The 26,004-nt window shown below is 63.5% G+C and carries 22 protein-coding genes; 16 read left to right on the plus strand and 6 right to left on the minus strand.

Annotated features, from left to right (window positions below; all coding sequences use genetic code 11):
• The first annotated feature begins 245 nt into the window (after positions 1-245).
• The gene (locus tag INF37_RS00805) at positions 246-1,619 is read left to right on the plus strand and encodes an MATE family efflux transporter (protein WP_193535810.1); all 1,374 of its coding nucleotides are present in this window, start codon (positions 246-248) and stop codon (positions 1,617-1,619) included.
• Between the two features lie 61 nt (positions 1,620-1,680).
• On the opposite strand, the gene INF37_RS00810 is transcribed toward INF37_RS00805, so the two are convergent.
• Positions 1,681-2,454 carry a protein-ADP-ribose hydrolase gene (locus INF37_RS00810; RefSeq protein ID WP_193535812.1) on the minus strand — a complete coding sequence of 258 codons (774 nt, stop codon included), beginning with the start codon at positions 2,452-2,454 and terminating at the stop codon, positions 1,681-1,683.
• Between the two features lie 163 nt (positions 2,455-2,617).
• On the opposite strand from INF37_RS00810, the gene INF37_RS00815 reads away from it, so the two are divergent.
• Positions 2,618-3,865 carry a M16 family metallopeptidase gene (locus INF37_RS00815; protein WP_193535814.1) on the plus strand — a complete coding sequence of 416 codons (1,248 nt, stop codon included), beginning with the start codon at positions 2,618-2,620 and terminating at the stop codon, positions 3,863-3,865.
• A 43-nt stretch (positions 3,866-3,908) separates the two neighbouring features.
• Positions 3,909-5,123, plus strand: coding sequence for an amidohydrolase family protein (locus tag INF37_RS00820; protein WP_193535817.1), 1,215 nt, complete (start codon positions 3,909-3,911; stop codon positions 5,121-5,123).
• A gap of 50 nt (positions 5,124-5,173) precedes the next feature.
• Here the strand turns inward: INF37_RS00820 and INF37_RS00825 are convergent, their stop codons facing one another.
• Both INF37_RS00825 and INF37_RS00830 read right to left on the minus strand, forming a co-directional pair.
• Positions 5,174-6,181 (minus strand): ATP-binding protein, encoded by a 1,008-nt coding sequence (locus tag INF37_RS00825; protein WP_193535819.1) that lies wholly within the window; start codon positions 6,179-6,181, stop codon positions 5,174-5,176.
• Positions 6,182-6,184: 3 nt separating this feature from the next.
• Positions 6,185-7,165, minus strand: coding sequence for a DnaD domain protein (locus INF37_RS00830; protein WP_193535821.1), 981 nt, complete (start codon positions 7,163-7,165; stop codon positions 6,185-6,187).
• Positions 7,166-7,406: 241 nt separating this feature from the next.
• Between INF37_RS00830 and INF37_RS00835 the strand changes: the two genes are divergently transcribed.
• The 13 genes from INF37_RS00835 (at position 7,407) to cuyB (ending at position 24,297) form a co-directional block, all read left to right on the plus strand.
• A complete protein-coding gene (locus tag INF37_RS00835) occupies positions 7,407-7,721 on the plus strand; it encodes a cell division protein ZapA (RefSeq protein WP_101692419.1) in 315 nt (104 codons plus the stop codon).
• Between the two features lie 81 nt (positions 7,722-7,802).
• Entirely contained in the window at positions 7,803-9,884 is a 2,082-nt protein-coding gene (locus INF37_RS00840; RefSeq protein ID WP_193535823.1) for a U32 family peptidase, read from the plus strand.
• A gap of 33 nt (positions 9,885-9,917) precedes the next feature.
• Positions 9,918-10,367, plus strand: coding sequence for a dUTP diphosphatase (gene dut / locus INF37_RS00845; RefSeq protein WP_101692417.1), 450 nt, complete (start codon positions 9,918-9,920; stop codon positions 10,365-10,367).
• A gap of 15 nt (positions 10,368-10,382) precedes the next feature.
• The gene (locus INF37_RS00850) at positions 10,383-10,979 is read left to right on the plus strand and encodes a Maf family protein (RefSeq protein WP_101692416.1); all 597 of its coding nucleotides are present in this window, start codon (positions 10,383-10,385) and stop codon (positions 10,977-10,979) included.
• Between the two features lie 18 nt (positions 10,980-10,997).
• Positions 10,998-11,840 carry a rod shape-determining protein MreC gene (mreC, locus tag INF37_RS00855; protein ID WP_101692415.1) on the plus strand — a complete coding sequence of 281 codons (843 nt, stop codon included), beginning with the start codon at positions 10,998-11,000 and terminating at the stop codon, positions 11,838-11,840.
• A 12-nt stretch (positions 11,841-11,852) separates the two neighbouring features.
• Positions 11,853-12,365, plus strand: coding sequence for a rod shape-determining protein MreD (locus INF37_RS00860; protein ID WP_193535825.1), 513 nt, complete (start codon positions 11,853-11,855; stop codon positions 12,363-12,365).
• A 54-nt stretch (positions 12,366-12,419) separates the two neighbouring features.
• A complete protein-coding gene (locus INF37_RS00865) occupies positions 12,420-14,651 on the plus strand; it encodes a penicillin-binding transpeptidase domain-containing protein (RefSeq protein ID WP_193535827.1) in 2,232 nt (743 codons plus the stop codon).
• 36 nt (positions 14,652-14,687) lie between these two features.
• A complete protein-coding gene (locus INF37_RS00870) occupies positions 14,688-16,577 on the plus strand; it encodes a glycoside hydrolase family 13 protein (RefSeq protein WP_193535829.1) in 1,890 nt (629 codons plus the stop codon).
• Positions 16,578-16,714: 137 nt separating this feature from the next.
• Positions 16,715-17,860 (plus strand): MFS transporter, encoded by a 1,146-nt coding sequence (locus INF37_RS00875; RefSeq protein WP_193535831.1) that lies wholly within the window; start codon positions 16,715-16,717, stop codon positions 17,858-17,860.
• A gap of 74 nt (positions 17,861-17,934) precedes the next feature.
• Positions 17,935-20,004, plus strand: coding sequence for a single-stranded-DNA-specific exonuclease RecJ (recJ, locus tag INF37_RS00880; RefSeq protein WP_193535832.1), 2,070 nt, complete (start codon positions 17,935-17,937; stop codon positions 20,002-20,004).
• A gap of 33 nt (positions 20,005-20,037) precedes the next feature.
• Complete coding sequence (locus INF37_RS00885; protein WP_193535834.1) at positions 20,038-22,275, plus strand: RelA/SpoT family protein; 2,238 nt, start codon at positions 20,038-20,040, stop codon at positions 22,273-22,275.
• 76 nt (positions 22,276-22,351) lie between these two features.
• The gene (locus INF37_RS00890) at positions 22,352-23,560 is read left to right on the plus strand and encodes a carboxylate--amine ligase (protein WP_193535836.1); all 1,209 of its coding nucleotides are present in this window, start codon (positions 22,352-22,354) and stop codon (positions 23,558-23,560) included.
• 20 nt (positions 23,561-23,580) lie between these two features.
• Positions 23,581-24,297, plus strand: coding sequence for a cysteate racemase (gene cuyB / locus INF37_RS00895; RefSeq protein WP_193535838.1), 717 nt, complete (start codon positions 23,581-23,583; stop codon positions 24,295-24,297).
• Between the two features lie 50 nt (positions 24,298-24,347).
• On the opposite strand, the gene INF37_RS00900 is transcribed toward cuyB, so the two are convergent.
• The 3 genes from INF37_RS00900 to yedE are packed head-to-tail and all read right to left on the minus strand — an operon-like array spanning position 24,348 to position 25,882.
• The gene (locus INF37_RS00900; protein WP_101692406.1) at positions 24,348-24,590 is read right to left on the minus strand and encodes a DUF3343 domain-containing protein; all 243 of its coding nucleotides are present in this window, start codon (positions 24,588-24,590) and stop codon (positions 24,348-24,350) included.
• A gap of 1 nt (position 24,591) precedes the next feature.
• On the minus strand, positions 24,592-24,795 hold the full coding sequence (locus INF37_RS00905; protein ID WP_101692405.1) for a sulfurtransferase TusA family protein: 204 nt from the start codon (positions 24,793-24,795) through the stop codon (positions 24,592-24,594).
• A gap of 22 nt (positions 24,796-24,817) precedes the next feature.
• A complete protein-coding gene (yedE, locus tag INF37_RS00910) occupies positions 24,818-25,882 on the minus strand; it encodes a YedE family putative selenium transporter (RefSeq protein WP_101692404.1) in 1,065 nt (354 codons plus the stop codon).
• Between the last annotated feature and the right edge of the window lie 122 nt (positions 25,883-26,004).

Here is a 26,004-nt window from a genome sequence, read left to right on the forward strand (position 1 = left end):
GCAGAGCATGGCTCTGCCGGGAACTGGCCGCCAAGGCTCGTTACGAGCACTTGGTGCGCCTGACCGAGCTGTACAAGTAATCCAGATCTGCAAGATCCCCGGGCACCATGTGTCCGGGGATCTTTTTATCCTTTTTGAAAATAATTAGTTGACCGGTCAACAGGATTGACAACCCATATCCAATCGTATATCCTAATAGAACAGCCATTTTTTTGAGAGAAAAGAGAGAAGAAAGGAATATGTCTATGCCGGAAGAAAAACAGCGGCACAGCCGCTACGAGCGGGACCTGACCGAGGGGCATGTGGTAAAACAGCTCATCCTGTTTGCCCTGCCTTTTTTGGCCTCCAACCTGATCCAGTCCCTGTACAGCGTGGCAGATATGCTCATTGTGGGTAATTTTGCGGGCAATATCAGCATGTCGGGCGTCAACATCGGCAGTCAGATCACCTTTATCCTGACCAACATCGTGGTGGGACTCTGTACCGGCGGAACCATCCTCATCGCCCAGGCCATGGGGCGCAGGGACCGCAAGGCCATTGAAGAGGTGACGGCCACTCTGATGACCACCCTGCTGATCGCGGGCGTCATCATCACGGCGCTGATGATCTTTCTACGGGTGCCCATCCTTCGGCTGATCCAAACGCCGAAGGAGGCTTTTGACGAGGCAAACCGCTATCTGGTGGTGACCTGCGCAGGCATCCTCTTCATTTTTGCCTACAATGTGCTCAGCGCGGTGCAGCGGGGCATGGGAGACTCCAAGCGCCCCTTCTACTTTGTGCTCATCGCCTGTGTGACCAATATCGTGCTGGACTATGTGCTGGTGGCCATTTTCCACATGGGAGCGCTGGGCGCCGCTATCGCCACGGTGTTCTCCCAGGGGCTGAGTGTGGTGCTCTGTATGGTGACCCTGGCCCGGGACAACTTTGTCTTTGACTTTAAACCCAAATCCCTCCGGGTGGACCGGCACTATGTGGGCCGGATCTTCCGCCTGGGCCTGCCCTCTGCGGTGCAGAATGGAGTGACCAGCTTCTCCTTCCTGATCATCACGGTACTCACCAACTACATCGGCGGAGTCAACGCCTCGGCAGCTGTGGGTGTGGTGTCCAAGTTCAACGGCTTTGCCATTATGCCTGCCGTGGCGCTGGCGGCCTCTATCTCCACCATCTGTGCACAGAACATCGGCGCCGACCGCTGGGACCGGGCGGTCAAGACCTGCTGGATCGGCACCGGAATTGCTGCCATCATCAGCGTGCTCATCTTCCTGGTGACCCGGATCTTCCCGGCCGAGATCATCGCCCTCTTTAACCGGGACCCGGAACTGGTGGGGTACGGCGTGGTCTACATGAACACCTTCTGCTTTGATTATCTGTTCGTGCCCTTCTGCTTCTGCATCAACGGCCTGTTCATTGCCAGCGGGCACACCACCTTCTCCCTGACCAACAACCTCATGTCCTCTCTGATCCTGCGTATCCCGGCGTGCATCCTGTTCTCGCTGGTGCTGGACTGGGGCATGATAGGCGTGGGCGTGGGCGCCCCGGTGGCCTCCGCCGGCTCCCTGTGTGTGATCATCGGCTACTATCTCTCCGGAAAGTGGAAAGAGAACCGAGCCGGCCAATAAATAAAATGCACCCCCGGCCATCCATTCGGATGGCCGGGGGTGCTGTTCTGTTGGGAGCGATTCAGAAGAGTAAGGCGCGGTAGAGCACCTCATCCCGGGGGGTAAAGACGTTGAAGATCACCTGCCGGATTTGAGGAAGATGGTCCAGCTCCTCCCGAACGGTGGCCACAGCCAGCGCGGCGGCCTCTTCCCCGGGAAAGCCATATACCCCGGTGGCGATGCAGCAGAAGGCCACCTGCTCGATCTGGTTTGTGGCCGCCAGGGATAGGCAGAAGCGGTAGCAGCTCTCCAGCGCGGTCCGATCTGCCGGGGTGACCTCCCCCTCTACCCGGGGGCCCACGGTGTGGAGCACATATTGGGCGGGCAGGTTGTAGGCCGGGGTGAGCTTGGCCTTTCCGGGCGGCTCGGGGTGGCCCTGGGCCTCCATCCGGGCGTGGCAGGCCAGGCGGAGCTGAATGCCTGCGGCCGAGTGGATCACATTGTCAATGCAGTTGTGCAGGGGACGAAAGCAGCCCAGCAGGGCGGGATTGGCCGCATTGACCACGGCCTGGCATCGCAGGGCGGTGATGTCTCCACGCCAGAGAGAAATGCGGCGGTCCAGGGGGACCGGCGGGAGCGTATCTGCGTCGGTGAGCACGCGGCGGGAGAGGTCATCCTGGAGGATCTGGTCCTGCAAAACCAGCAGCTCCGGGGCAATGGGCTTTGGCGGGCGGGTGTTCATCAGCGCGCGCAGGAGTTTCCGCCGCTCCTCTGGCCCGGCGGGGAGAGACACGGTTTTCCCCTGTTCCTCCAGCAGGGCGGTGAGCAGCGCCCGGAGCGCAGCGTCGTAGGTCATGGGAAGGCCCCCTTCCAGATGGATTTTTCCCCAGTATAGCACAATTTGGGGGAGAAATGGCAGCCCCAAGGGGATCTTTCCTGCTGACAGGGGGGTCGGATGGTGCTATAATGACACCATCCGACCATATGTCCTGTGAAAGGGACAAAAAGAAAGGAATTGTATGGATCAGACGATTTTACTGCCCAACGGCGTGCGCATCTGTACCGAAGCGGTGCCCGGCGTGCGCTCGGCGGCGCTGGGCATCTGGGTGGGCACCGGCTCCCGCCATGAGAAGGCGAGCGAGAACGGGGCGGCCCATTTTATTGAGCACATGGTATTCAAGGGGACCCAGCGGCGCACCGCCGCCGCCCTGGCCGAGGAGATGGACGCCATCGGTGGACAGGTCAACGCTTTTACCACCAAGGAGTGCACCTGCTTCCACGCCCGGGTACTGGACACCCACCTGCCCCTGGCCACCGATATTCTCTGTGATATGTTCTTCTCCTCCCGCTTTGCCGAGGAGGATGTGGAGACCGAGCGGGGGGTCATCCTGGAGGAGATCGGCATGTATGAGGATAACCCCGAGGACCTGTGTGCCGAGCGGCTGGCCCTGGAGGTCTACCGGGGCTCCTCCCTGGCCCGGCCCATCCTGGGCCGGAAGGCCACCCTCAGCAAAATGACGGGCGAGTGGCTGCGGACCTATATGCGGGAGCACTACCGTCCGGACCGGATCGTGGTCTCCCTGGCGGGAAGCTTCCGGAGTCAGGATGTGGAGGAACTCAAGGAGCGCTTCTCGGCGCTGGAGCCGGGCAAATCCCCCGCCTCCCGGCCGGGAGCCTACCAGGCGGCCTTCACCCTCAAGAAAAAGGCCATCGAGCAGAACCACCTGACCCTGGCCTTCCCGGGCCTCCCCTACGGCGATGACCGGCGCTTTGCCCTTCAGCTCCTCTCCACCACTCTGGGAGGCGGAATGTCCTCCCGGCTGTGGCAGGAGGTGCGGGAGAAGCGGGGACTGTGCTACTCGGTCTACTCCTACACGGCGGGCCACGCCGAGACCGGCCTCTTCGCCATCTATACCGCCCTGGGCCGGGAGATGGAGGAGGAGGCCCTGCGCACCATCTGCGCCGCAGTGCGGGACTATGCCGAGCACGGGATCTCGGAGGAGGAGCTCTCCCGGGCCCGGGAGCAGGCCAAAGCCAATATTCTCATGGGACTGGAGTCCACCCAGGCCCGTATGAGCCATATGGGACGGGGGGAGCTGCTCTACGGCCGGGTCCTCACCCCGGACGAGATCATCGGGGGCTATGACGCGGTGGAGCGGGAACAGATCCGCGCCCTGGCCCAGGAGCTCTTTGACTTCCAGCAGGTCTCCCTGTCCGCCGTGGGGCGTGTGGGGAGCGAGGAGATGTACCGCAGTATCATCCACTGACGCGGAAGGGGCCGCGTCCAATCCAAATAAGGAGGAGCAAGCGATGGGTATCTGTGATGTGTTGATCCGTGGAGCGACGGTGTTCGGCGTGGGAAAGGGCCTGGACATCGCCATTTCCCAGGGCCGGATTCAGGCCGTGGGCGAAGGGCTGCCCGATACGGGGGCCATGGAGGTGGAGGCGGCCGGTAAGCTGGTCATTCCCAGCTTTGTGGAGTCCCACACCCACCTGGACAAGGCTCTGACCGCCGTGGAGGAGGACACCCCCAATCTGGAGGAGGCCTACGGGATCTTTGCCCGCTATCTGGCACGCATTCCCGAGGGGGGCATGGTGGAGGACATCAAGGCCCGCTCCCGCCGGGTGCTGGACTGGGAGCTGGCCTCCGGCACCGGCACAGTCAAGACCCATGTACTGGTCTGTCCCGAGTGGGGCATGGCCTCCCTTCAGGCCCTGGAGGAGCTGAAGGAGGAGTACCGGGGCAGACTGGACCTGCTGGGCATCGTGCAGTACCGGGAGGAGTATGACGCCGAATTCCGGGCGGCTGCCCGGGCGGGCCGGGTAGATTTCCTGGCGGGCTATCCCCTCTTTACCCCTGACCCCATGGGGGAGATCGACCGGCTCTTTGCCCTGGCCGACGAGTACGGCCTTCCCCTGGACCTCCACATCGACGAGCATGACCGGCCCAATATCGACTGCTTCCTCCGGGTACTTCAGCGCGCCCGGGAGTATCACATGGCCGGCCGGGTGACCTGCGGCCATGTGACGGCCCTGAGCGCGGTGGACGACGACCTGGCCCGCCGGGCCATCGGGGAGTGCGCCGAGGCCGGCGTCCATGTGATCACCCTCCCCTCCTGCAACATGTACCTGATGGGCCGCAAGGACCATCAGCCCATCCGCCGGGGTGTGACCCGGGTGGACGAGCTGCTGCGGGCGGGCGTCAACGTGGCGGTGGCCTCGGACAATGTGCGGGACCCCTATCGCCCCTTTGGAAACGGCGATCTGCTGGAGGAGGCCCTCTTTGCGGCCCAGGTGCTCCAGTACGGCACGGGGGAACAGCTGGAAAAGGTCATGGAAATGGTGACCTTTGGTCCGGCCCGCAACGCCCTGCTCCAGGACTACGGGCTCTCCCAGGGGTGCCGGGCCGACCTGGTGGTGCTGGACGCGCCCACCGCGAAGGAGGCCATCATCAGCCACTCCAGACGGCTCTATGTGTTCAAAGAGGGACGCCTGGTGGCGAAAGACGGCCAGATCCTCTCCTGACAGAAAAAAGCTTCCCTTCCGGCCATTCGGCCGGAAGGGAAGCTTTTTGTTCAGATCGGACGCTGCTTCCGCAGCAGGCGAATATCCTCGCCGTAGAAGGGCAGGACCCGATACTCTCCCTCCAGACGGGAGGCGGTCTGACCGGAGTAGCGACGGCGCACCTCGTCCATGGACAGGTTGGAGGAGATCACGGTCCGCCGTCCCGCCGTGAGGCGGGTATTGACCAGGGTATAGAGGGCGGACTGGACAAAGGGCGTGGTCATCTCACTGCCCAGGTCGTCCAGAATGAGCAGGTCGCAGTGGAGGTAGCGCCGGGTCTCATCCCGGGCATCCCGGATATCCAGCTCATCCCGGGAGAACTTCTGCTCCTCAAACCGGGCAAAAATGTTCACCGCCGTGTCATAGACCACAGAGTACCCCTTCTCAGCCACCGCCCGGGCGATGCAGGCCGAGAGAAAGGTCTTGCCCAGACCGGGGGCGCCAGTGAGGAAGAGGTTGCGGTAGACGAATTTGGGGAAGCGGCTGGCATAGTTGTAGCACACATCCCGGATGAACTCCATCCGCTCCCGGGGAGACTCCAGCTCACCGGGCCAGGGACGGTCGCTGTAATAGTCCAGGGAGAAGGTGTCAAAGGACTGCTCCCCCAGGTCCAGGAGCTTGGAGAGCTCCCGGATCTGCTCCTGGGCGCAGAGCTTTTTCAGACAGGAGCACATATTGGCCCCCACCCAGCCGGTATCCCCGCAGGTGGGGCAGGCGGGACGGGCGTCCAGGGCATCGGCGGGATAGCCGTTTTCCAGAAGCAGCTGGGTCCGGCGCTCCTGAAGGGCCTGGTTTTTGCGCTTGACCTCCCCAATGGCGGGGGCGGGATCGTCGCCGGTGCGCAGGGAGGCGGCGATGATGTCCACGATGGTGCGGCGCAGCTGCTGGTCGATCTGGGCCACCTGGGGGAGCTTTTGATAGATCTCAGCCCGGCGGCGGTCCTGCATCTCCTCCCGGAGCCGCCGCTCCTCGGAGAGCCGCTGGGTGGCTCGGCGGAGCACATTGGAGTCGTATGCCATGACTTAACCTCCCTTGGGATCGTCGCTCTGCTGGCGCAGGTATTCCCGCATCCGCTCCAGGTCCTCCCGCACCCGGCGGTCGGCCTCGCCGGGGGGCGTGGGCATGGGCTGGGGCGCGGAGGAGACCCGGGGCCGGTCGGAATCTCCGGCCTGGACCTGGGCCACGGTGTGCAGTCCCTTCTGGTGCCAGCTCTTCAGGATGGAGTTGAGATAGGGCCAGTTCATATTGCCCTTTTGCAGGACGGTGCGCTCATAGGCCAGGCGGATGGCCCCGTCCTCAAAGCCCATGTCCAGCCAGGCGGCGATGTATTTGCGCTCGGCCTCCACCGGCGCGCGGCCTGTGATGCCCAGCAGGGGCAGCACGGCGGCGGTGCGGGTGCGCAGGGTGGCCTGCTTGCGCAGATAGGCGTCGGCCGCCTCAAAGGTGTCCACCCCCAGACGCCGCCAGACAAAGCCCTCCTTGCGGATCTGGGAGAGGCGGGGCTTGCGGCCCGGCCCATATTTGTGCTCCATCTCCTCCACACAATAATTGACCAGCAGAAGGATGACCTCCGCCGGGAGGGAGAGAAAGTCGTAGAGGGTGTAGAGCATCTTCAGATCGGAGGTGGAGAGGATCTTGCCCAGGCGGCGCTGGACCTCGCCCACCAGTCCGGGGAAGGGGGAGGAGCCGTCCTCCAGCTCCCGGGTGAGGTCGGCGGCGGTGTACTCGGGGGGCTCTTCAGGCTCCTGGGGGGCGGCCGGCGGGGAGACCTTCTCACTCCGGTCGGCCAGACCCAGCTTCACCAGGGCCTCAAAGGCCTCCTCCACCCGGTCAGGGGACCAGTGGAGCAGGTGGGCGGCCCGGCGGGGATCAAACTCACCCGCCCGGCGCAGCAGATGGAGATAGAGCAGCGCGGCGTCTCCGTTTCCCGCGGAGCAAAGACGGTCGGCACAGTCAGCCGAGAGCGACAGGATGGCGCCGGGATAGAGCAGTTTTCCAGCCATGGAGCCTCCCCCCTTTCCAGTACAGAATTACACATTATCATACCACAAAATCCACCGGGGGGAAAGGCGGGGGTGGGAGAAATCTTTTCCTTCCGCCCGGTCGGAGGGCCTGCGGGCCGGAAAATTCACAATATCAGGCTTTTTAGTTGGGGCGGCGTGTGTTATACTATTGACAAGTCTGAACACCCGAGTTATTGGGTTGACATAATTATAACGAGAGAACAGGCGGGAGGACACAGCTATGAGGAACCACATCACAGTCACCATTGCGGGACAGGAGTATACCATCGTGGCCGCCGAGGAGGAAAACTATGTCCGCCGGGTGGCCGGTCATGTGGACAATAAAGTACAGGAAGTGCTCTCCAGCGGCCGGGCTTCCCTGGTGGAGAGCGTGGTGCTGGCGGCACTGAACATTGCCGATGAATACTATAAAGAGCAGGAGGCGTCGGAGAATCTGCGCCGCCAGCTCAAGGAGTACCTGGAGGAGGGCACCAAGCTGAAAATGGAGCTCTCCGAGGCCAAACGGGAGATCTTCAAGCTCCAGAACCGGAAATAAGACGCCGGGCAGGATGCGGGGCGGTCTCCGGCCGCCCCGTGTTCTGCCTTTATCCATCCCAGATACCACAAAGGAGGACGTATGCTGGAATTGCTCTCACCCGCCGGCTCCATGGAGGCCGTCCATGCTGCCGTACAGAACGGCGCCGACGCCATCTACATGGGATACGGCGATTTCAACGCCCGCCGCAACGCGAAGAACTTCACCCGGGAGGAGTTTGCGGCGGCGGTTTCTTACTGCCATCTCCGGGGCTGTAAGGTCTATCTGACCCTCAACACCCTGCTGGGAGACCGGGAACTGCCCGCGGCCGCCGAGTGTGCCGCCGACGCCAGCGACATCGGCGTGGACGCCATCCTGGTCCAGGACCTGGGGGTGCTGCGCATGGTGCGTCAGGCCGCCCCCGATGTGCCCATCCACGCCTCCACCCAGATGACGGTGCACAACCTGGACGGCGTGAAGAAGATGGCCGATTTTGGCATGACCCGGGCGGTGCTCTCCCGGGAGCTGTCCCGGGACGCCATCGCCTATATCTGTGAGCACTCCCCCATCGAGATCGAGGTCTTTGGCCACGGCGCCCTGTGCATGTGCTACTCGGGACAGTGCTTCATGTCCTCGGTCATCGGCGGGCGCAGCGGCAACCGGGGCCTGTGCGCCCAGCCCTGCCGCATGCGCTATGGCTGGAACGGGAAGGCCGACGGCAACCCCCTCTCCCTCAAGGACATGTCCCTGGCCGGACACCTGCGGGAGCTGCGGAAGATGGGCGTGGCCTGTCTGAAGCTGGAGGGGCGGATGAAGCGGCCCGAGTATGTGGCCGTCATCACCCGGGTCTATGCCTCCGCCATCCGCGAGGGGCGGGAGCCCACCGCCGAGGAGGTGCGGCAGCTGACCGAGGCCTTCTCCCGCCAGGGCTTTACCGAGGGCTTCTACCAGGGCAAAACCGGACCGGATATGTTCGGTATCCGGGAGGAGCAGAAGGAACCCCGGGAGCTCTTTGCCCTGGCCCGGCAGACCTATGAGGACGGGGAGAGCCAGCGGGTGCCCATCACCTTCTACTCCCTGATCCGAAAGGGTGAGCCGGCCCAGGTGGGCGTGAAGGACGACCGGGAGAATGTAGTCACGGTGGAGGGCCCCGTCCCCGAGGCGGCCCGCACCAAGCCCCTCACCCCGGAGGGGGTGGAGAAGCAGCTCTCCCGCACCGGAGGTACACCCTACCGCTGTGAGGGGGTGCGCTCGGTGGTGGACGAGGGACTCTCCCTCCCGGCCGCCGCCCTCAACGCCCTGCGGCGGGAGGCACTGGAGGAGCTCTCTGCCCGGCGCATGGCGCCCCCTGTCCGGCGGAGAGGGACCTTCCAGCCCGGTGTGCGCTATGAGAACCGGCGGGAGGAGCCCCTCCTCACCGTGTCGGTGAGCCGTGCTGAGCAGGTGACGGGCGCCCTTCTGGCCCTCTCCCCCGCCCTGATCTATGTGCCGCTGGAGGAGCTGGCCGCCCATCCGGAACTGGCCGGGCGGGGCAATCTGGCTGTCACTCTCCCCCGCATCGCCTGGGACCGGGAGTGGAAGACCATGACCGAGCAGCTCCGCCGGGTGAGGGATATGGGCGTGGAGGATGCCCTGGTGGGCAATCTGGGCATGCTGGATGTGGCAAAGGAGATGGGCTTCGGCCTGCGGGGCGACTTCGGCCTGGAGATCTTCAACTCCCAGGCCCTCAAAGAGCTGCGCCACATGGGGCTCAAGTCGGCCGCCGTGTCCTTTGAGCTCAAGCTGGCCCAGATCCGGGATCTCTCCAAGGCGGTGGACACCGAGATCATCACCTATGGCCGCCTGCCCCTGATGATCATGGAAAACTGCATCATCCGCAACCGCACCGGCGGCGTGTGCCGCCACGCCTGCGAAGGGGAGGAGAACCTCCTCACCGACCGCAAGGGGGCCCGTTTCCCGGTGGTGCGGACCTACGGCTGCCGCAATGAGATCCTCAACTCCAAAACCCTTTTCCTGGGGAATAAACAAAACGACGTCCGCCGCTGCGGGGCGTGGGCCCAGCGGCTCATGTTCACGGTGGAATCCCCCGCCGAGTGTGTCCGTGCGGTGGAGCGCTACCTGGGGCGGAGCGACTGGGAGCCCAGGGAGTATACCCGGGGCCTCTACTACCGGGACGTGGAGTAAGCGTCCCCACCCTATGACAGGAGAACGATACGCATGAATCTGAAAATCAAAGCCGTGTCCCCCAAGATCGGGACCGATATTCCCTTTCCCTTTTACGCCAGCGCGGGCGCGGCCGGGATGGACCTGTGCGCCTGCATGGATGAGCCGGTGACCATTGCGCCCCGGCAGATCGTCTCTCTCCCCACCGGCATTGCCATTGCCCTGCCCTCGGCGGACTATGTGGCCCTGGTGTTTGCCCGGTCGGGTCTGGGCATCAAGCACGGAGTGGCCCTGGCCAACGGAGTCGGGGTCATCGACAGCGACTACCGGGGGGAGATCCGGGTGGGATTGGTAAACCAGTCGGACGTCCCCTATACCATCCAGCCCGGCGACCGGGTGGCCCAGCTGGCCGTGATGCCGGTGGTGCAGGCCCAGCTGGAGCGGGTGGAGACGCTGGATGAGACTGAGCGGGGAGCCGGCGGCTTCGGCTCCACCGGAAAGTAAAGGAGTTTACAAAAGATGAACATCATTCTGGCTTCCCAGTCCCCCCGGCGCAAAGAGCTGCTCTCCCGGATGGGGCTGAGCGGATTCAAGACCATGTCCCCCGACATCGACGAAAATCTGGGCGGCGGACTCTCTCCGTCGGAGCTGGTCAGCCGCCTCTCCGCCCTCAAAGCCCAGGCGGTGGCCGAGCGGGCGGGCGGAGATACCCTGATCATTGCGGCCGATACCGTGGTGGCGGTGGACGGCGCCGTCCTGGGCAAGCCCTCCGACGCGCTGGAGGCCTTCAAAATGCTCTCCACCCTCTCGGGCTGCCGCCATCAGGTCTACACCGGCGTCACGGTGCTGCGGGGGGAGGAGCGGTACACCGAGTATGAGGTGACCGATGTCTCCTTCCGGGAGCTGTCCGAGCGGGAGATCGAGGACTATATCCGCACCGGGGAGCCCATGGATAAGGCCGGCGCCTACGGCATCCAGGGCTATGGCGCCCTCTTTATCCAGGGCATCCAGGGGGACTATTACAATGTCATGGGCCTGCCGGTGTGCCGCCTGGGCGGTATGCTGGAGCGGCTGGGGGTCCACTGTATGGCCCTGGCCGCTGAGCGGGATGGCTAAGAGAGGGACGGTGCGGCGATGAAGGATTTTCTGCGCAACAACGGTGTGCTCATACTGATCATTGCCGTGCTGCTCACGCTCATCGTGGCGGTGACCTCCGCGCTGATGGGCGGGGTGGCCGATCCACTGTCCAATCTGGTGGGGATCGTGACCACGCCGGTGCGCAACGGCGTCAACGCGGTGGCCAACTGGACCGAGGGGCAGTACCAACGCCTGTTCCTCCAGGATCAGATGCAGGCCGAATATGAGCAGCTCAAGCGGGACTATGCCAAGCTGGAAGAGCAGCTCCGGGAGGCTGAGAGCGACGCGGAGGAAAATGAGCGCCTGCGCAACCTGCTGGGCCTGCGGGAGAAGCGGCGGGACTTTGAGTTTGAGTCGGCCACGGTGACCTCCCACGGCTCCTCCAACTGGGATTCCACCCTCATTCTCAGCAAGGGAAGCTCTGTTGGTGTGGAGGCCGGAGACTGTGTGGTGGATGAATACGGCAACCTGGTGGGTATCATTGATGAAGTGGGAGTCAACTGGTCCCAGGTGATGACGGTGGTGGACTCCGACCTGGAGATGGGCGGCCTCATCGCCCGCACCGACAGCGCCGGTATCCTGGAGGGACAGTTCGATCTGATGGGAGAGGGCAAGCTCAAGCTCTCCTACCTGCCGGAGAACAGCGAGTTCATGGCGGGCGATCAGGTCCTCACCTCCGGTCTGAGCGGCATCTATCCCTCCGGCCTGGTGGTGGGCCACGTGGAAGAGGTCCTCACCGATGCCTCGGGCATGACCCGCTATGCGGTCATCGTACCGGAGACCGATCTCAATTCGCTGGAGCAGGTCTTTGTCATCAAGAGCTTTGATATTATTGAGTAAGGGGGGAGCCATTTGACCCGCCATGATTTTCTGGTGAAATGGGGCGTGTATGCCCTGGCCCTCCTGCCCGTCTGGTTTTTTGAGGGGTATTTCCTCACCCGCCTGCCGGTGACGGCGGTGCAGCCCATGCTTCTGCCCCTGGCCGTGGTGGCGGTAGCCGTACTGGAGGGCTGTGTCGGCGGGGCCGGGTTTGGCCTGGGCGTGGGTCTGCTGTGCGCCTGCTTCTATCCAGGGATGGAGGAGTGGATGCCCCTGGGCCTGGCCCTGGTCGGCCTGGGCGCTGGCCTGCTGGCCCAGTATGTGCTGCGCCAGAACCTGTGGGGCTGCCTGGTGTGCGCCCTGCTGGCCCTGGCCTTTGTGGACGGCGTGCGGATTTTGCTGCGCCTGGCCTGGGGGGAATATGCACTGGGGCCCATGCTCCGTCTGACCGGGATGGAGATCGGCTGTTCCCTCCCCTTTGTGATCCCGGTGTACGCGGTCTTTTTATGGGTGTATCGCCGGGTCCCCAAACGGACCCACTTCTGAGCCGCGTCTGTCCCTGCGTTTTATTTGGAGTTCCCGTAACAGAAAGGTTGCCCTATGGACAAAAAACAATTTCAACGGCGTGTATATGTGGTGTCGGGTGTGTTGGGCCTGCTGTTTTTCCTGTTTGTGGGCGTGCTCTATCAGCTTCAGATCATCCAGGGCCCCTATTACCGGGCCCAGGCTACCAAGCGAAACGCCCAGACCGAGACGGTGGAGGCCGTCCGGGGCGAGATCCTGGACTGCAATGGCCGGGTGATGGTCTCCAACCGCTCCACCTACCAGGTGCGCCTCAACACCAGTGTGATGGGCACGGAGGAGGAGCGCAACGCCATTCTCACCGCCTTGCTTCAGATCTGCCGGGAGCAGGGTGTGACTTGGACGGACACCCTGCCGGTCACCGGCGCACCTCCCTTTGAGTACACGCTGGGTACCGCCACGGGGACCAACCGCCGGGCCTTCCTCAAGCTCATGGATATCCTGAGCGAGAACAACAGCAGCTGGGAGACCGCGTCAGCCTCCGGCGTGGCGCTGGGCGAGGAGTGGGAGGCCTACCGGAAGGCGGTGGATGCCGCCTCCCAGACCACCGAGACCGGGACCCAGGCGGCGGAGACCCCCGCCGCGCCGGAGGATACGGTTTCAGCCGCCCCTCTCATCGCCAAGATGAAGGATCACTTCGGCATCGATCCCACCATGCCCGATGAGGAGGCCAGGGACCTGATCGGCGTGCTCTATGAGCTCACCCTGCGCAGCAAAGGCGCGGCCACCAGCGAATATATTTTTGCCCAGGATGTGGATATCCGCTTTATCACCGCTGTCAAGGAGCAGGGCCTCAAGGGCGTCAAGATCGAGCCCACCACCACCCGGGTCTATGAGACCTCCTACGCCGCCCACATCCTGGGGCGCGTGGGGCCCATTTTTGCGGAGGAGTGGAACGAGGAGGACTCCTATTACAAGAATAACGGCTATAAAATGGACGACATTGTGGGAAAGGAAGGCATGGAGAAGGCCTTCGAGTCCTATCTCCGGGGCGAGGAGGGCACCCAGATCGTGGAGCTCAACAGCGAGGGGAAGGTGGTCAGCGAGACCTGGAAGACCGACCCCGAGACCGGAGAGCCCATGGCCCCCAAACCGGGCAACAATGTGGTCACCACCATTGACCTGCGCCTTCAGGAGGCGCTGGAGCAGTCTCTGGCTACCCGGGTACCCGGACTCTCCGACACGGTAGAGGGTGCGGCAGGCGTGGTCATCGACATGAAGGGCGGAGTGAAGGCTATCGCCTCCTATCCTACCTTCGACATATCCCAGGCCTATAAGGACAGCAGCCTCTACAACGAGCTGCTCAAGGACCCCCTGCGTCCCCTGTATAACCGGGCCACCATGGGACTCTACTCCCCCGGCTCCACCTTTAAGATGATCACCGGTGTGGCCGCCCTTCAGGAGGGGCTGACCACCCCCTATGAGGAGATCCTGGATACGGGTTATTTCCGCTATCCGGAGGGAGAAAAATACCCCTACGGAGACTACCATCCGAAATGCTGGATTTATCGCCAGCAGGGAGGCACCCATGGCTGGGAGGATATGGCCCATGCTATTGAGGACTCCTGCAACGTCTTCTTCTTTACCCTGGCCGACCGGCTGGGGATCGACCTGCTGGATGAGTACGCCGCCATGTTCGGTCTGGGTCAGTCCACCGGCATCGAGGTGCCCGAGTATACCGGCTATGTGGCCGGACCGGAGACCAGTGAGCGTCTGAATCAGGAATGGTATGGCGGACTACTCCTCTCGGCTGCCATCGGACAGGGCAATACCCTGTGTACCCCCCTCCAGCTGGCCAACTACATCGCCACGCTGGTCAACGGCGGAAACCACTATCCTGCCCACCTGCTCCAGACGGTCAAGAGCAGCGACTACTCCCAGGTGGTGCTGGAGAATGAGCCGGAGCCCCTGGACACCATCAACATCAGTGAGGAGAACCTGGAGGCGGTCAAGTACGGCATGTACCTGCTGGGCACCGAGGGCAGCGTATCCAAGTACTTTAAAGACCTGCCCGTAGAGGTGGGTGCCAAGACCGGTACCGCCCAGGTAGGCTCGGAGACCACCGAGGCCAACGCCGTCTTTGTGTGCTTTGCCCCCTATGATGACCCGGAGATCGCCATCGCCCTGGTGGCCGAGCACGGTGACTCGGGCGGCGGACTGGCAGCAGTGGCCGCCGATGTGCTCTCGGTCTACTTCGGACAGTCGGGCACTTCCCAGGCCGTCAATGGCGAGGGCGTGCTCATCCGCTGAGCGCAGTTCAACTTTGGAAGATTGGAAGGAATGCCCATGACGAACCCCTTTATCTTCGACCCCCGGGACCCGGAGAGTAAGTTTCCCTACGGCGCGGTCCCGGCGGGGACCCAGGTACGCTTTACCGTCCGCCCGCCCCGGGCGGGGGGATACTCCCGCGTGATCCTCACCGCCCGGTTTGAGAGCCGGGACAATGCCGTGGTGGAGCGCATCTTGCTCTGGCATGGGATCGAGGGCGCCCGGGATGTCTTCACCGGCACGCTGGAGACAGGGGAATACGTGGGGCTGGTCTGGTATACCCTGCGCCTGGAGGGATTGGACGGACGCAGTGCGGAGCTGGGCAAGTATCAGCTCACCGTCTATGACGACTCTGAGACGGTCCCCGGGTGGTTTGGAGAGGGGCTCACCTACCAGATCTTTCCCGACCGCTTCCGCCGGCGCGCCATTCCCGACCCGACCGGCATGGTGGGCGGACGTACCGTCCATCAGAGCTGGGAGGAGGAGCCGGTCTACCTTCCCGATGAGCACGGAGAGATCCGCAACCGGGACTTTTTCGGCGGGAGCCTCGCCGGGGTCCGGGAGAAGCTGACCTATCTGCGGCGTCTGGGGGTGGAGACCATCTACTTCTGCCCCATCTTTGAGGGGGTGGAAAACCACCGCTACGGCACTGGCGACTATGAGAAGATTGACCCCATGCTGGGGGACGAGGCCCAGTTCCGCCTCCTGTGTGAGGAGGCCCACCACCTGGGGATGCGCATTATGCTGGACGGTGTGTTCAACCACACGGGCTATATCAGCCGCTATTTCAACGGGGACGGCTCCTACCCCTCAGAGGTGCCCGGTGCGGCCCAGTCCACGGAGAGCCCCTATTATCCCTGGTATCATTTCACCCACTGGCCCGACCGGTACGACTCCTGGTGGGGGATCTACTCCCTCCCGGCGGTCAATGAGAGCGAGAGCACCTATCTCGACTATATCATCCGGGGGGAAAACAGCATCGTCAAGCGTTGGCTGCGGGCCGGGGCGGACGGCTGGCGGCTGGACGTGGCCGACGAGCTGCCCGACTCCTTTGTCCACGCCCTTCACACCGCCGCCCGCGAGGCCAAGAAGGACGCGGTGGTCATCGGCGAGGTGTGGGAGGACGGCTCCAACAAGATCGCCTACGGGGTGCGGCGCAAGCACATTCTGGGGGGACACTGCGACGGTCTGATGAACTATCCCTTCCGCAACGCGGCCATCTCCTATCTGCTGGGCGGGGACGCCCGCTGGTTCCGGGAGACCATGGAGGGGTTACGGGCCAATTATCCGTCCACCGCCTACTATTCCGCCATGAATGCCCTGGGGACCCACGATACCCCCCGCATCCTTACCCTGCTGGGGGTAGGCTCCCCCTGCACGGAGTACCCCAAATCCTGGCGGGCCGACTTCCGCATGAGCGAAGAGGAGTATGCCCGGGGCAAGGCCCGGCTCAAGCTGGGTGCGGTGCTGCTCTACGCCTTCCCGGGCTCCCCCACCCTGTATTACGGGGATGAGGCCGGGATGGAGGGCTTTGAAGATCCCTTCAACCGCCGTACCTTCCCCTGGGGACGGGAGGACAGTGAGCTGGTGAGCTGGTTCACCGCTCTGGGCTGCATCCGCAGCTGGTCCCAGGCCCTGCGAAAGGGAGATATTTCCTATGTGGAGGCCGACGGACCGGTGCTGGCTTTCCGGCGTACCTGGGAGGAGGAGAGCATGCTGGTGGCTCTGAACGCCGGAGCAGAACCGGCCTCCCTGCCTCTTTCCGGTCCTATGAAGGATCTGCTCACCGGAGAGGTCTTCCCCGCCCCCGGTGCCCGCACCATGGAGGCGGCCCTGCCCCCCTGTACGGCACGGCTGCTGGTTCCCCTGCGCCTGCATCTTGCCTGCCGGGCGAAGGAAACGATTTAAAAGATTATGAAAAAAAGGAGCGCGGAATCGCCATGTACCGTCCCATCTGATGCCAACTGATCGGATACCGGAGGCGCCCTCCCATGGGAGGGCGTGCTTTGGCATGTGTAAAACATCCGGATCAGGAGGAATCGGTATTGGAACGGAACAGACGAAACCGGACGCTTCTTTTTTTGGCCTATGCCCTCCAGGGCATGGTATTTTATAACCCCATCGCCACCCTCTACCGCCTGCAAGCGGGGGTGACCCTCACCCAGATGCAGGTCATTGAGGGGATCTCCCTGCTGGTCATGCTGGGGCTGGAAGTGCCCTGGGGCCGCTGGGCTGACCGGATCGGGCACCGGCGGTCCATGGTACTGTGCTTCGGCGTGCTGGCCCTCTCCAAGGTGGTGTTCTGGCGGGCTGAGACGGTATGGGGCTTTTTGGCGGAACGGCTGCTGCTTTCCTTTGCCCAGGCCGGGCTGAGCGGCTGTGACACGGCCTATCTCTATGCCTGCTGCCGGGACCCGGAAGAGCACCGCCGGGCCTTTGCCCGCTGGCAGGGCGTGCAGGTGGCGGGATTGCTGCTGGCCTCCCTGGCCTGGCCCCTGCTGGGCGGGGATTACCGCCTCTCCGCGCTGCTGACCGTGGGGAGCTATACCCTGGCCCTAGGGGTCACCTTACTGCTGCGGGAGCCGGAGGGACAGCGGGCCGAGGAGCAGGCCCGGGAACCCCGCCCGCCCCTGGGCGAGATGCTGCGGGAGAGCCGGAGGATGCTGGCCTTTTTGCTGGGTGTGGCCCTCTTCGATCAGACGGCCCAGGCGGCAGTCACCTTTTTCAGCCAGCTCCAGTACGGGCGCTGTGGGATTGCAGAGGGGGCCTTTGGAGTCCTGGCGGCCCTGAGTGCCGGGGCCGGGCTGAGCGGCGCTCTGGCCCACCGGATGGTGGGGCCGGGCGGGCCGGAGCGGGTCTGCCGGCGGCTGATTACGGTGGGGGGCGCAGTCTGTCTGCTGCTGGCCGTCACCACCGCGCCGGCCGTCTCCGCCCTGGGTATCCCCCTGCTGGCTGCCCTGCGCTCCTGTGCAGCGCCCCTGGCCCTTGCGGTGCAGAATGAGCGGGTGAGCCCCGGTGGACGGGCTGCCCGGCTCTCCTGCAATGCCATGGTGCTGGAATGTACCGGGGTTTTACTGGCCCCGGTCCTGGGCTGGACAGCCGAACAGTGGCTGCCCGGAGGTTTTCTGCTGGGGGCGGTCTTCTGCTGGGCGGGAAGCCTTCTGCTTTGGCAGGATGAAAGACGCCGTTGACTTGTATTTTTGGGGTATATTTGATATAATAAAGGGTAATTTTTACCGTCTTACCGGAAAGGAGGGCGAAGCCAATGAAATATCAGCAGTGGAAGCGCCCCGCCGGAGACGGAACGGGCCGGGCGGCCCTGGAGGAGGCGGGCATCCCGGCTCTTCCCGCCCTGGTCCTCTCGGCCCGTGGCATTGACACGCCCGAGAAGGCCAGGGAGTTTCTGGCGGGCGGACCAGAGCGCCTGGAGGACCCCCTCCTGCTCCGGGACATGGACCGGGCAGTGGAGCGCATCCGGCGCGCGGTAGAGCAGGGAGAGTTGCTGGCTGTCTACGGAGACTATGACGTGGACGGCATTACCTCCACCTGCCTCCTCACCAGTTTTCTGCGCAGCCGGGGGGCGGATGTGGTGCCCTATATCCCCGACCGGATGGAGGAGGGCTATGGACTCAGCTGTGCAGCCGTGGACACCCTCCACGCCCAGGGAGTCACCCTGATCATTACCGTGGACTGCGGGATCACCGCGGTGGAGGAGGCTCGCCACGCCGCGGAGCTGGGCATGGATCTGGTCATTACCGACCATCACGAGTGCAAGGAGGAACTGCCCGCCGCTCTCGCGGTGGTGGACCCCCGGCGGGGCGACTGTCCCTATCCCTTCAAGTCCCTGGCCGGCGTGGGGGTTGCCCTCAAGCTGGTGCTGGCCCTGGGAGAGATGGAGGAGCGGCCCACGCTCCTGCGGCAGTATGCCGACCTGGCCGCCATCGGCACGGTGGCCGATGTGATGCTCCTGACCGGAGAGAACCGCTCCATCGTACAGATGGGACTCTCTTCCCTCCGCCATACCCGCCGCCCCGGGCTGGCCGCCCTGCTGCGGGAGGCGGGACTGAGCGAAAAGCCCCTGACCTCCATGGCCATCGGATACACCCTGGCCCCCCGCATCAACGCCGCCGGGCGGATGGGATGCGCCCGGGTGGCGGCCGAGCTGCTCCTGACCGCCGACCCGGTGCGGGGCGAGGAGCTGGCCAAGGAGCTGTGCAGCCTCAACCGGGAGCGGCAGTCCATTGAGGCGGATATCTTTGCCCAGTGTGCCCGCCTGGCCGAGAGCGCGCCGCCGGAGGAGCGCAGCGCTCTGGTCTTGGCCGGAGAGGGGTGGCACCAGGGCGTGGTGGGCATTGTGGCCTCCCGCCTTTCAGAGAAGTACTCCTGCCCCACCTTCATGATCTGCCTTCAGGACGGGCACGGAAAGGGCTCCTGCCGGTCCTTCGGCGGGTTCAACCTCTTTGCCGCACTGGAGTCCTGTGCCGAGCTGCTGGAGGGCTTCGGCGGGCATGAGCTGGCCGCCGGCTTTACCATCCGGGAGGAACAGATCCCGGCCTTCCGCCGCCGGATGAACGAGCTGGTCCGTCTGCGCACCGGCGGAGAGGAAATGACCTCCGAGCTGGAGATTGACGCGGATATTCCAGACCCCTCGATCCTCACCCAGGAACAGGTGGAGGCACTGGACATCCTGGAGCCCTATGGCGCGGGAAATGAGAAGCCGGTCTTTTTCCTGGGGGGCTGTACGGTCTCCTCCCTCAATGAGGTGGGCGGCGGACGCCACCTCAAGCTCCGCCTCCTGGCGGGCGGAAAGCCCTTTGACGCCATCTTTTTTGCCGTCACCGCCGCCGAGGCGGGGGTGCGGCCCGGGGACCGGGTGGATATCGCCTTCTGTCCCCAGATCAACGAGTACCGGGGCTGGCGCTCGGTGCAGCTCCAGATCACGGATCTGCGTCCCGGGATGACCCGGGCCCAGAGTGAACAGGCCCTCTATGAGCGCTTTGCCCGGGGGGAAGATCTGAGCCCACAGGAGGCCGCCTTTCTCCTGCCCAGCCGGGAGGAGTTCGTCACCCTCTGGCGCTACCTGAAGGTCCGCTCCGGCGGCGCAGAGCTGGAGGAGACGCCCCGCCGTCTGACCCGGAACCTGTCCCGGGATTTCGGACGCCATGCCCCCCTGCCCCGCACCCTGGTGTGCCTGGAGGTCTTTGACGAGCGGGGGCTGATTTCCCTGGAACAACACGCCGGCTGCTTCCGGATCGCCCTCCAGAAGGTGGAGGGAAAGGTGGATCTGGAGCAGTCCGCCATTCTGCAACGGCTCCGACAGCTGATGAGCGGCTGAGGGCCGCTCATCTCAACGAAATGTGGTGATCGTATGGACCCTATTTTAGAGCGATATCAGGCGCTGGAGGATAAGATCAAAGCCTATAACCCCGGGGTGGATACCAAGCGGCTCTATGACGCCTTCTCCTATGCCGACAATGCCCACACGGGGCAGATGCGCAAGGATGGATCCCCCTATATCACCCATCCGCTGGCCGTGGCCGAGATCGCCGCGGAGCTGGAGCTGGATACCGACTCCATCATCGCATCTCTCCTCCACGATACGGTGGAGGACACCAACGCCACCTATGACGACGTGGCCAAGCGCTTCGGCAAGAGCGTGGCCGATCTGGTGGACGGTGTGACCAAGCTGACCCAGGTCAAGTATGTCTCCAAGGAAGAGGAGCAGATGGAGAATCTGCGCAAGATGCTCATGGCCATGGCCAAGGACATCCGGGTCATCCTCATCAAGATCTGCGACCGCCTGCACAACATGCGTACCATGCAGTACCAGTCCCCCAAGAAGCAGCGGGAAAAGGCCCTGGAGACCATGGAGATCTATGCCCCCATTGCCCACCGCTTGGGCATGCAGCGGGTCAAGTGGGAGCTGGAGGACACCTCTCTCCAGTACCTGGACCCGGTGGGCTACAAGGAGATCAGCGACGAGCTGGCCACCCGGGCCGCCGCCCACGAGGAGTTTATGGCCACCATCCAGCGGAAGATCGAGGAGCGGCTGGCCGAGGAGGGGATCAAGGCCACCGTCTACGGGCGCATCAAGCACGCCTACTCCATCTACCGCAAGATGTACGGGCAGAACAAGACCATGGATGAGATCTTTGATCTCTACGCCTTCCGGGTCATCGTGGACGACATCCCCTCCTGCTACAATGTGCTGGGCTGCATCCACGACATGTTCAAGCCGGTGCTGGGCCGCTTTAAGGACTATATCGGCACCCCCAAGCCCAACATGTACCAGTCCCTCCACACCACCGTCATCGGCCGGGAGGGCCTTCCCTTTGAGGTGCAGATCCGCACCTGGGAGATGCACCACACAGCGGAGTACGGCATCGCCGCCCACTGGAAGTACAAGCAGGGCATGGCCAACCAGAATCTGGGCAGCGAGTCGGCCTTCGAGTGGGTGCGCAAGCTCCTGGAGGCCCAGCAGACCACCGACGCAGAGGAATTCCTGCGCTCCATGCGGGTGGACCTCTTTGCCGACGAGGTCTTCGTCTTCACTCCCAACGGCGACATCATCAACCTGCCCGCCGGGGCCACCCCCATTGACTTTGCCTACTCCATCCACTCGGCGGTGGGCAACCACATGACAGGGGCCAAGGTCAACGGCCGCATGGTGCCCTTTGATACCCAGCTCCAGAACGGCCAGATCGTGGAGGTCATCACCTCCAAGTCGGCCCACGGCCCCAGCCGTGACTGGATGAAGCTGTGTAAATCCAACGAGGCCCGCAACAAGATCCGCCAGTGGTTCAAAAAGGAGCGCCGGGAGGAGAATATCGCCACCGGCCGGGCCTCCTTCGAGTCCGAGCTCAAGCACGCGGGGATCTCTCTGGCCTCTATTACCACGGAGGAGATGCTCCCCCACATCCTCAAGAAGGTGCGCTTCGGCTCTCTGGACGAACTCTATGCCGCCATCGGTTACGGCGGTATGAGCGCCCAGAAGGCGGTGGTGCGCATCAAAGACGAGATCAGCCGCCTCAACCGGGTGCAGGCCGAGCGCAGCGCCGCCCTCCAGGCGGAGCAGACCCCGGTCATCCTGCCCGGCCGGAGCACACCGCCCAAGCAGGAGCCCGCCGCGGCCAAGACCCCCAAGCGCTCCTCCAACGGCATCGTGGTGGAGGGACTGGACAACTGTCTGGTCAAGTTTGCCAAGTGCTGTACCCCCGTGCCCGGGGACCCGGTGGTGGGCTTTATCACCCGGGGCTTCGGCGTATCGGTCCACCGCTCCGACTGTCCCAACTGCGCCCCGGAGAAGCGAAAGCCCGAGGAGGCCGGGCGCTGGGTCAAGGTCTCCTGGGTGGCGGGAGATCAGACCACCTACCAGACCGCGCTGGACATCTCGGCCAAGGACCGGGACGGCCTGACCCTGGATGTGGCCATGGTCCTCTCCGCCGCCAAGGTGAAGGTGAACGGACTCAACGTCCACGCCACCCCCGACGGCTACGCCATTGCCTCCATTCTGCTGGAGGTCAAGAACCAGGACGAGCTGACCAGCGTCATCAACAAGCTGGGGCAGATCCAGGGGGTCTATCAGGTCAAGCGTACCACGGGCTGAGCCAGTCCGTTATACAATCATTATTCCAGGGAGTCCCGCCGTTGGAGGGGCTCCCTCCGCTGTGGAGGCGTGTTCAATGGAAAAGCGTTTTGTGCCCCTTCTGCTGGGGGCGGATATCAATGTGTACAGCATGGCCCGGGCCTTTCATGAGGCCTACGGCGTGCGTACCGTGGCCTATGGGATGTATCCCTCCGGCCCCTGCGTAGGCAGCGACATCATCGACTACCGGGTGTGCGCCAACAACGACGCCCCGGAGGTGGTGCTGGAGAATGTGAAGAAGGTGGCCGCCGAGTTCTCCGACCGGAAGGTCATCGTGCTGGGCTGCGGAGACAACTATCTGACCTCCATCGCCTGCAATCTGCCCCATTTCCCGGAAAATGTCATTGCGCCCTATATCGATCTGGCCACCATGGAGGTCCTGATCCACAAGGAGAAATTCTACGAGCTGTGCGATCAGCACGGCATCGACCACCCCGCCACCTTTGTCTACAAAAAGGGCATGGGGCACGACTTCACCCTCCCCTTCTCCGGCCCCTTCGTGGTGAAGCCGGCCGAGTCGGCCACCTACTGGGACCATCCCTTTGACACCCAGAAGAAGGCCTATATCCTCCAGACCCGGGAGGAGGTAGACCGGGTGCTGGACGAGATCTATGAGCACGGCTATGAGGACTCCCTCATCATTCAGGACTTCATCCCCGGGGATGACAGCTTCATGCGGGTGGTCACCAACTACTCCGGCGAGGACGGCAAGGTGCGTCTCATGTGCGTGGGCCACGTGCTCCTGGAGGAGCATACCCGCCACGGCATCGGCAACCACGCCGTCATCATCACCGAGCCCGAGCCAGAGCTGTGCGAGAAGCTCCGCTCCTTCCTGGAGGCCATCGGCTATACCGGCTTCTCCAACTTCGATGTGAAGTACGACCAGCGGGACGGCAAGTTCAAGGTCTTTGAGATCAATACCCGCCAGGGACGGAGCAACTACTATGTCACCGGCGCGGGCTACAACCTGGCCAAATATCTGGTGGAGGACCGCATCGAGCACAAGAGCTGCGAGCTGACCATCACGAAGAACCGCCATATGTGGCGGGTCATTCCCCAGAGTGTGGCCTACGACTACATTCCCAAGCGCTTCCACGGGGAGATGAAGGCCCTGGAAGAGCAAAACGCGGTGGTCAACCCCCTCTTTTACAAGGCCGACCGCAATCTGATCCACAAGCTGCGCATCATCCGGGATCAGTGGCGCTACAAGAAGCGCTATGCCAGCTCCATGGAGAAAGCCAACTGACCGACCGAGAGGAGGAGCCCATGGCAAACGACCGACCGAAGCTGGGTATCCTGGGCGGCATGGGCCCCCAGGCCACGCTGGAGCTGTGCCAGCGCATCGTGGACTATACCGACGCCGACCGGGACCAGGACCATATCCCCACGCTGATTTACAACGATACCTGGATCCCCGACCGTACCGGGGCCATTCTGGGCGGCGATGCCCAGCGGTGCTATGAGGCCCTCCTGTCCGGGGGCCGGGTGCTGGAGGGGGCGGGCTGCTCCATTCTGGCCATTCCCTGCAACACCTCCCACTACTTTGCCGCCCGGCTCCAGGAGGACCTGGGGGGCATGAAGCTGCTCCACATGGTCCGGGAATCGGCCGCTGTGCTGGCCCGGCGGGGATGCCGCCGGGTGGGCGTTCTGGCCACCGACGGCACGGTGCGCACCGGTGTCTATCAGCGGGAGCTCCAGGCGCTGGGGATCGAGTGTCCCCCGCTGCCGGAGGAGATCCAGCGCCGGGTCATGTCCATCATCTACGATGAGATCAAGCGGGGCCGGCGAGGTACACCGGAGGACTTTGCCCCCATTGACCGGGCCGTGCGGGAGGAACTGGGATGCGACGGCGCGGTGCTGGGCTGTACCGAGCTGTCGGTCTTCCGGACCTTCCACGGCCTGCCGGAATTCTACCTGGACGCCCTAGATGTGCTGGCCCGTCGGTGTGTGACCGCCTGCGGTTATCCACTGCGGGAGTGCTAAATGTGGAAAACCCCCGCCGTTCCAATGGGAACGGCGGGGGTTTTTGCTGTTTATTCCTCTTCGTTTTGGAAGAGCAGGCGGTACTTCCCGCTTCCCTCTACGGCGTAGACCGCATCCAGGTCCTCGTCGGCCATGGCGGGGTCAAAGTCCATACCGAACTTGACACAGGTGCCGCAGGAGGCGGACAGTGCCCGGGGCACCGGCATCATGGCGGCGCTGTCTCCCAGCGCCCGGAGTTTCTTCTGAAAGGTCAGGGCGCCGAAGTGGGTGTGAAAGGTGGCAATCTGTTCCATCTTACTTGGTAATGGTCAGCTCAAAGTCCTCGCCCACGGCCCGGTGGCTCACCTGATAGCCGGCGTTGGAGGCGAAGCGGGTGATGTTCTGCACGGGAGTCATGCTGTCCACCAGCACCTTGAGGGGGGTGCCCTTCTGAAGGGCCTTCTTGGTCATCAAAACGGGTTCGGGGCAGGAGTAGCCCCGGGCGTCCAGTTCATTCATGGTTCTATGCTCCTTTCCGAAATCAGGCTTTCTTGCGGTTGAGGTTGGCAGCGCCGATGGCGGCCACCACGATCAGACCCAGGATCACAGCGATCTGGCCATTGGCGGTGGGACCCTTGGCAGAAGAGGCCAGACCGAAGTTGTGGCAGAAGGCGGCGCCCACGACCATGCCCAGAACGGCCACGGAGGAGTCACTGTTGCCGCTGCCGGAGAGGATGAGCTGCCGCAGGGGGCAGCCGCCCAGCAGGACCGAGCCGAAGCCCACCAGGACCATGCCCAGCAGGTTCCACAGGCCGTCGTTATAGGCCACGGGCTGATCGGTAAACGAGAAGTTGACCGGATTGCCCAGGATCAGGTTGCCCACCAGGGCGGCCACAAAGATGGCGATGAAGCCCAGCAGCAGGTGGAAGTCCTGGAACAGGATGGCGTCGCGGATGCCGCCCACCATGCACAGGCGGGTCTTCTGGGCCAGAGCACCCACCACGAGGCCGGCGATCAGGGCCAGGGCGATGGGAGCGGCCTTGGAGCCGGGAGCTTCCGAGGAGAAGAAGATGAAGGCGGGACGGAGCACCAGCAGCACCAGCAGACCCAGGGAGATCAGGGGCATCACGAAGCCTTCGGCCTTGGGCTGGGGGGTGGATTTCTTCAGGGTGAAGCCGGCGCGCAGGAAGAAGGTGCCCACCAGAATGCCCAGAGCGAAGCCGATGAGGCCGAGCACCGCATTCAGGTCACCGCCGCCCAGACGCAGGACCATACGCAGGGGGCAGCCCAGGAACATCAGGGCGCCCACCATCACACAAAAACCGAGCACAAAGCGCAGGACCGGGGACGAACCGCCGCGGACGTTGAATTCCTTCCCCACCATGGCCATGCCCATGGCGCCCAGAACCAGGCCGATGATCTCAGGCCGGATGTACTGAACTGTCTCTGCACGGTGGAGTCCCACAGCGCCGGCGATGTCCCGCAGGAAGCAGGCAATACAAAAGCCCATGTTGTAGGGATTCCCCTGCCAGGAGAGGATGGCGGCGATCAAGCCCACCACCGCGCCGGCCACGATAATGAGGCCGTGCTGTTTCAGCTTTGACATAAAAAGTTCCTCCTTTACCCTTGCACGCCACACAATGCGTACTTACTCGTTTATTATAGCCGCCCTTTCCGCAGAATGGAAATTGAAAACAACGATATAAATATGGTGGTAATATTGAGAAA

It is taken from the genome of Pseudoflavonifractor gallinarum (genome assembly GCF_014982855.1).
Classification (GTDB): Bacteria; Bacillota; Clostridia; order Oscillospirales; family Oscillospiraceae; genus Pseudoflavonifractor_A; species Pseudoflavonifractor_A gallinarum.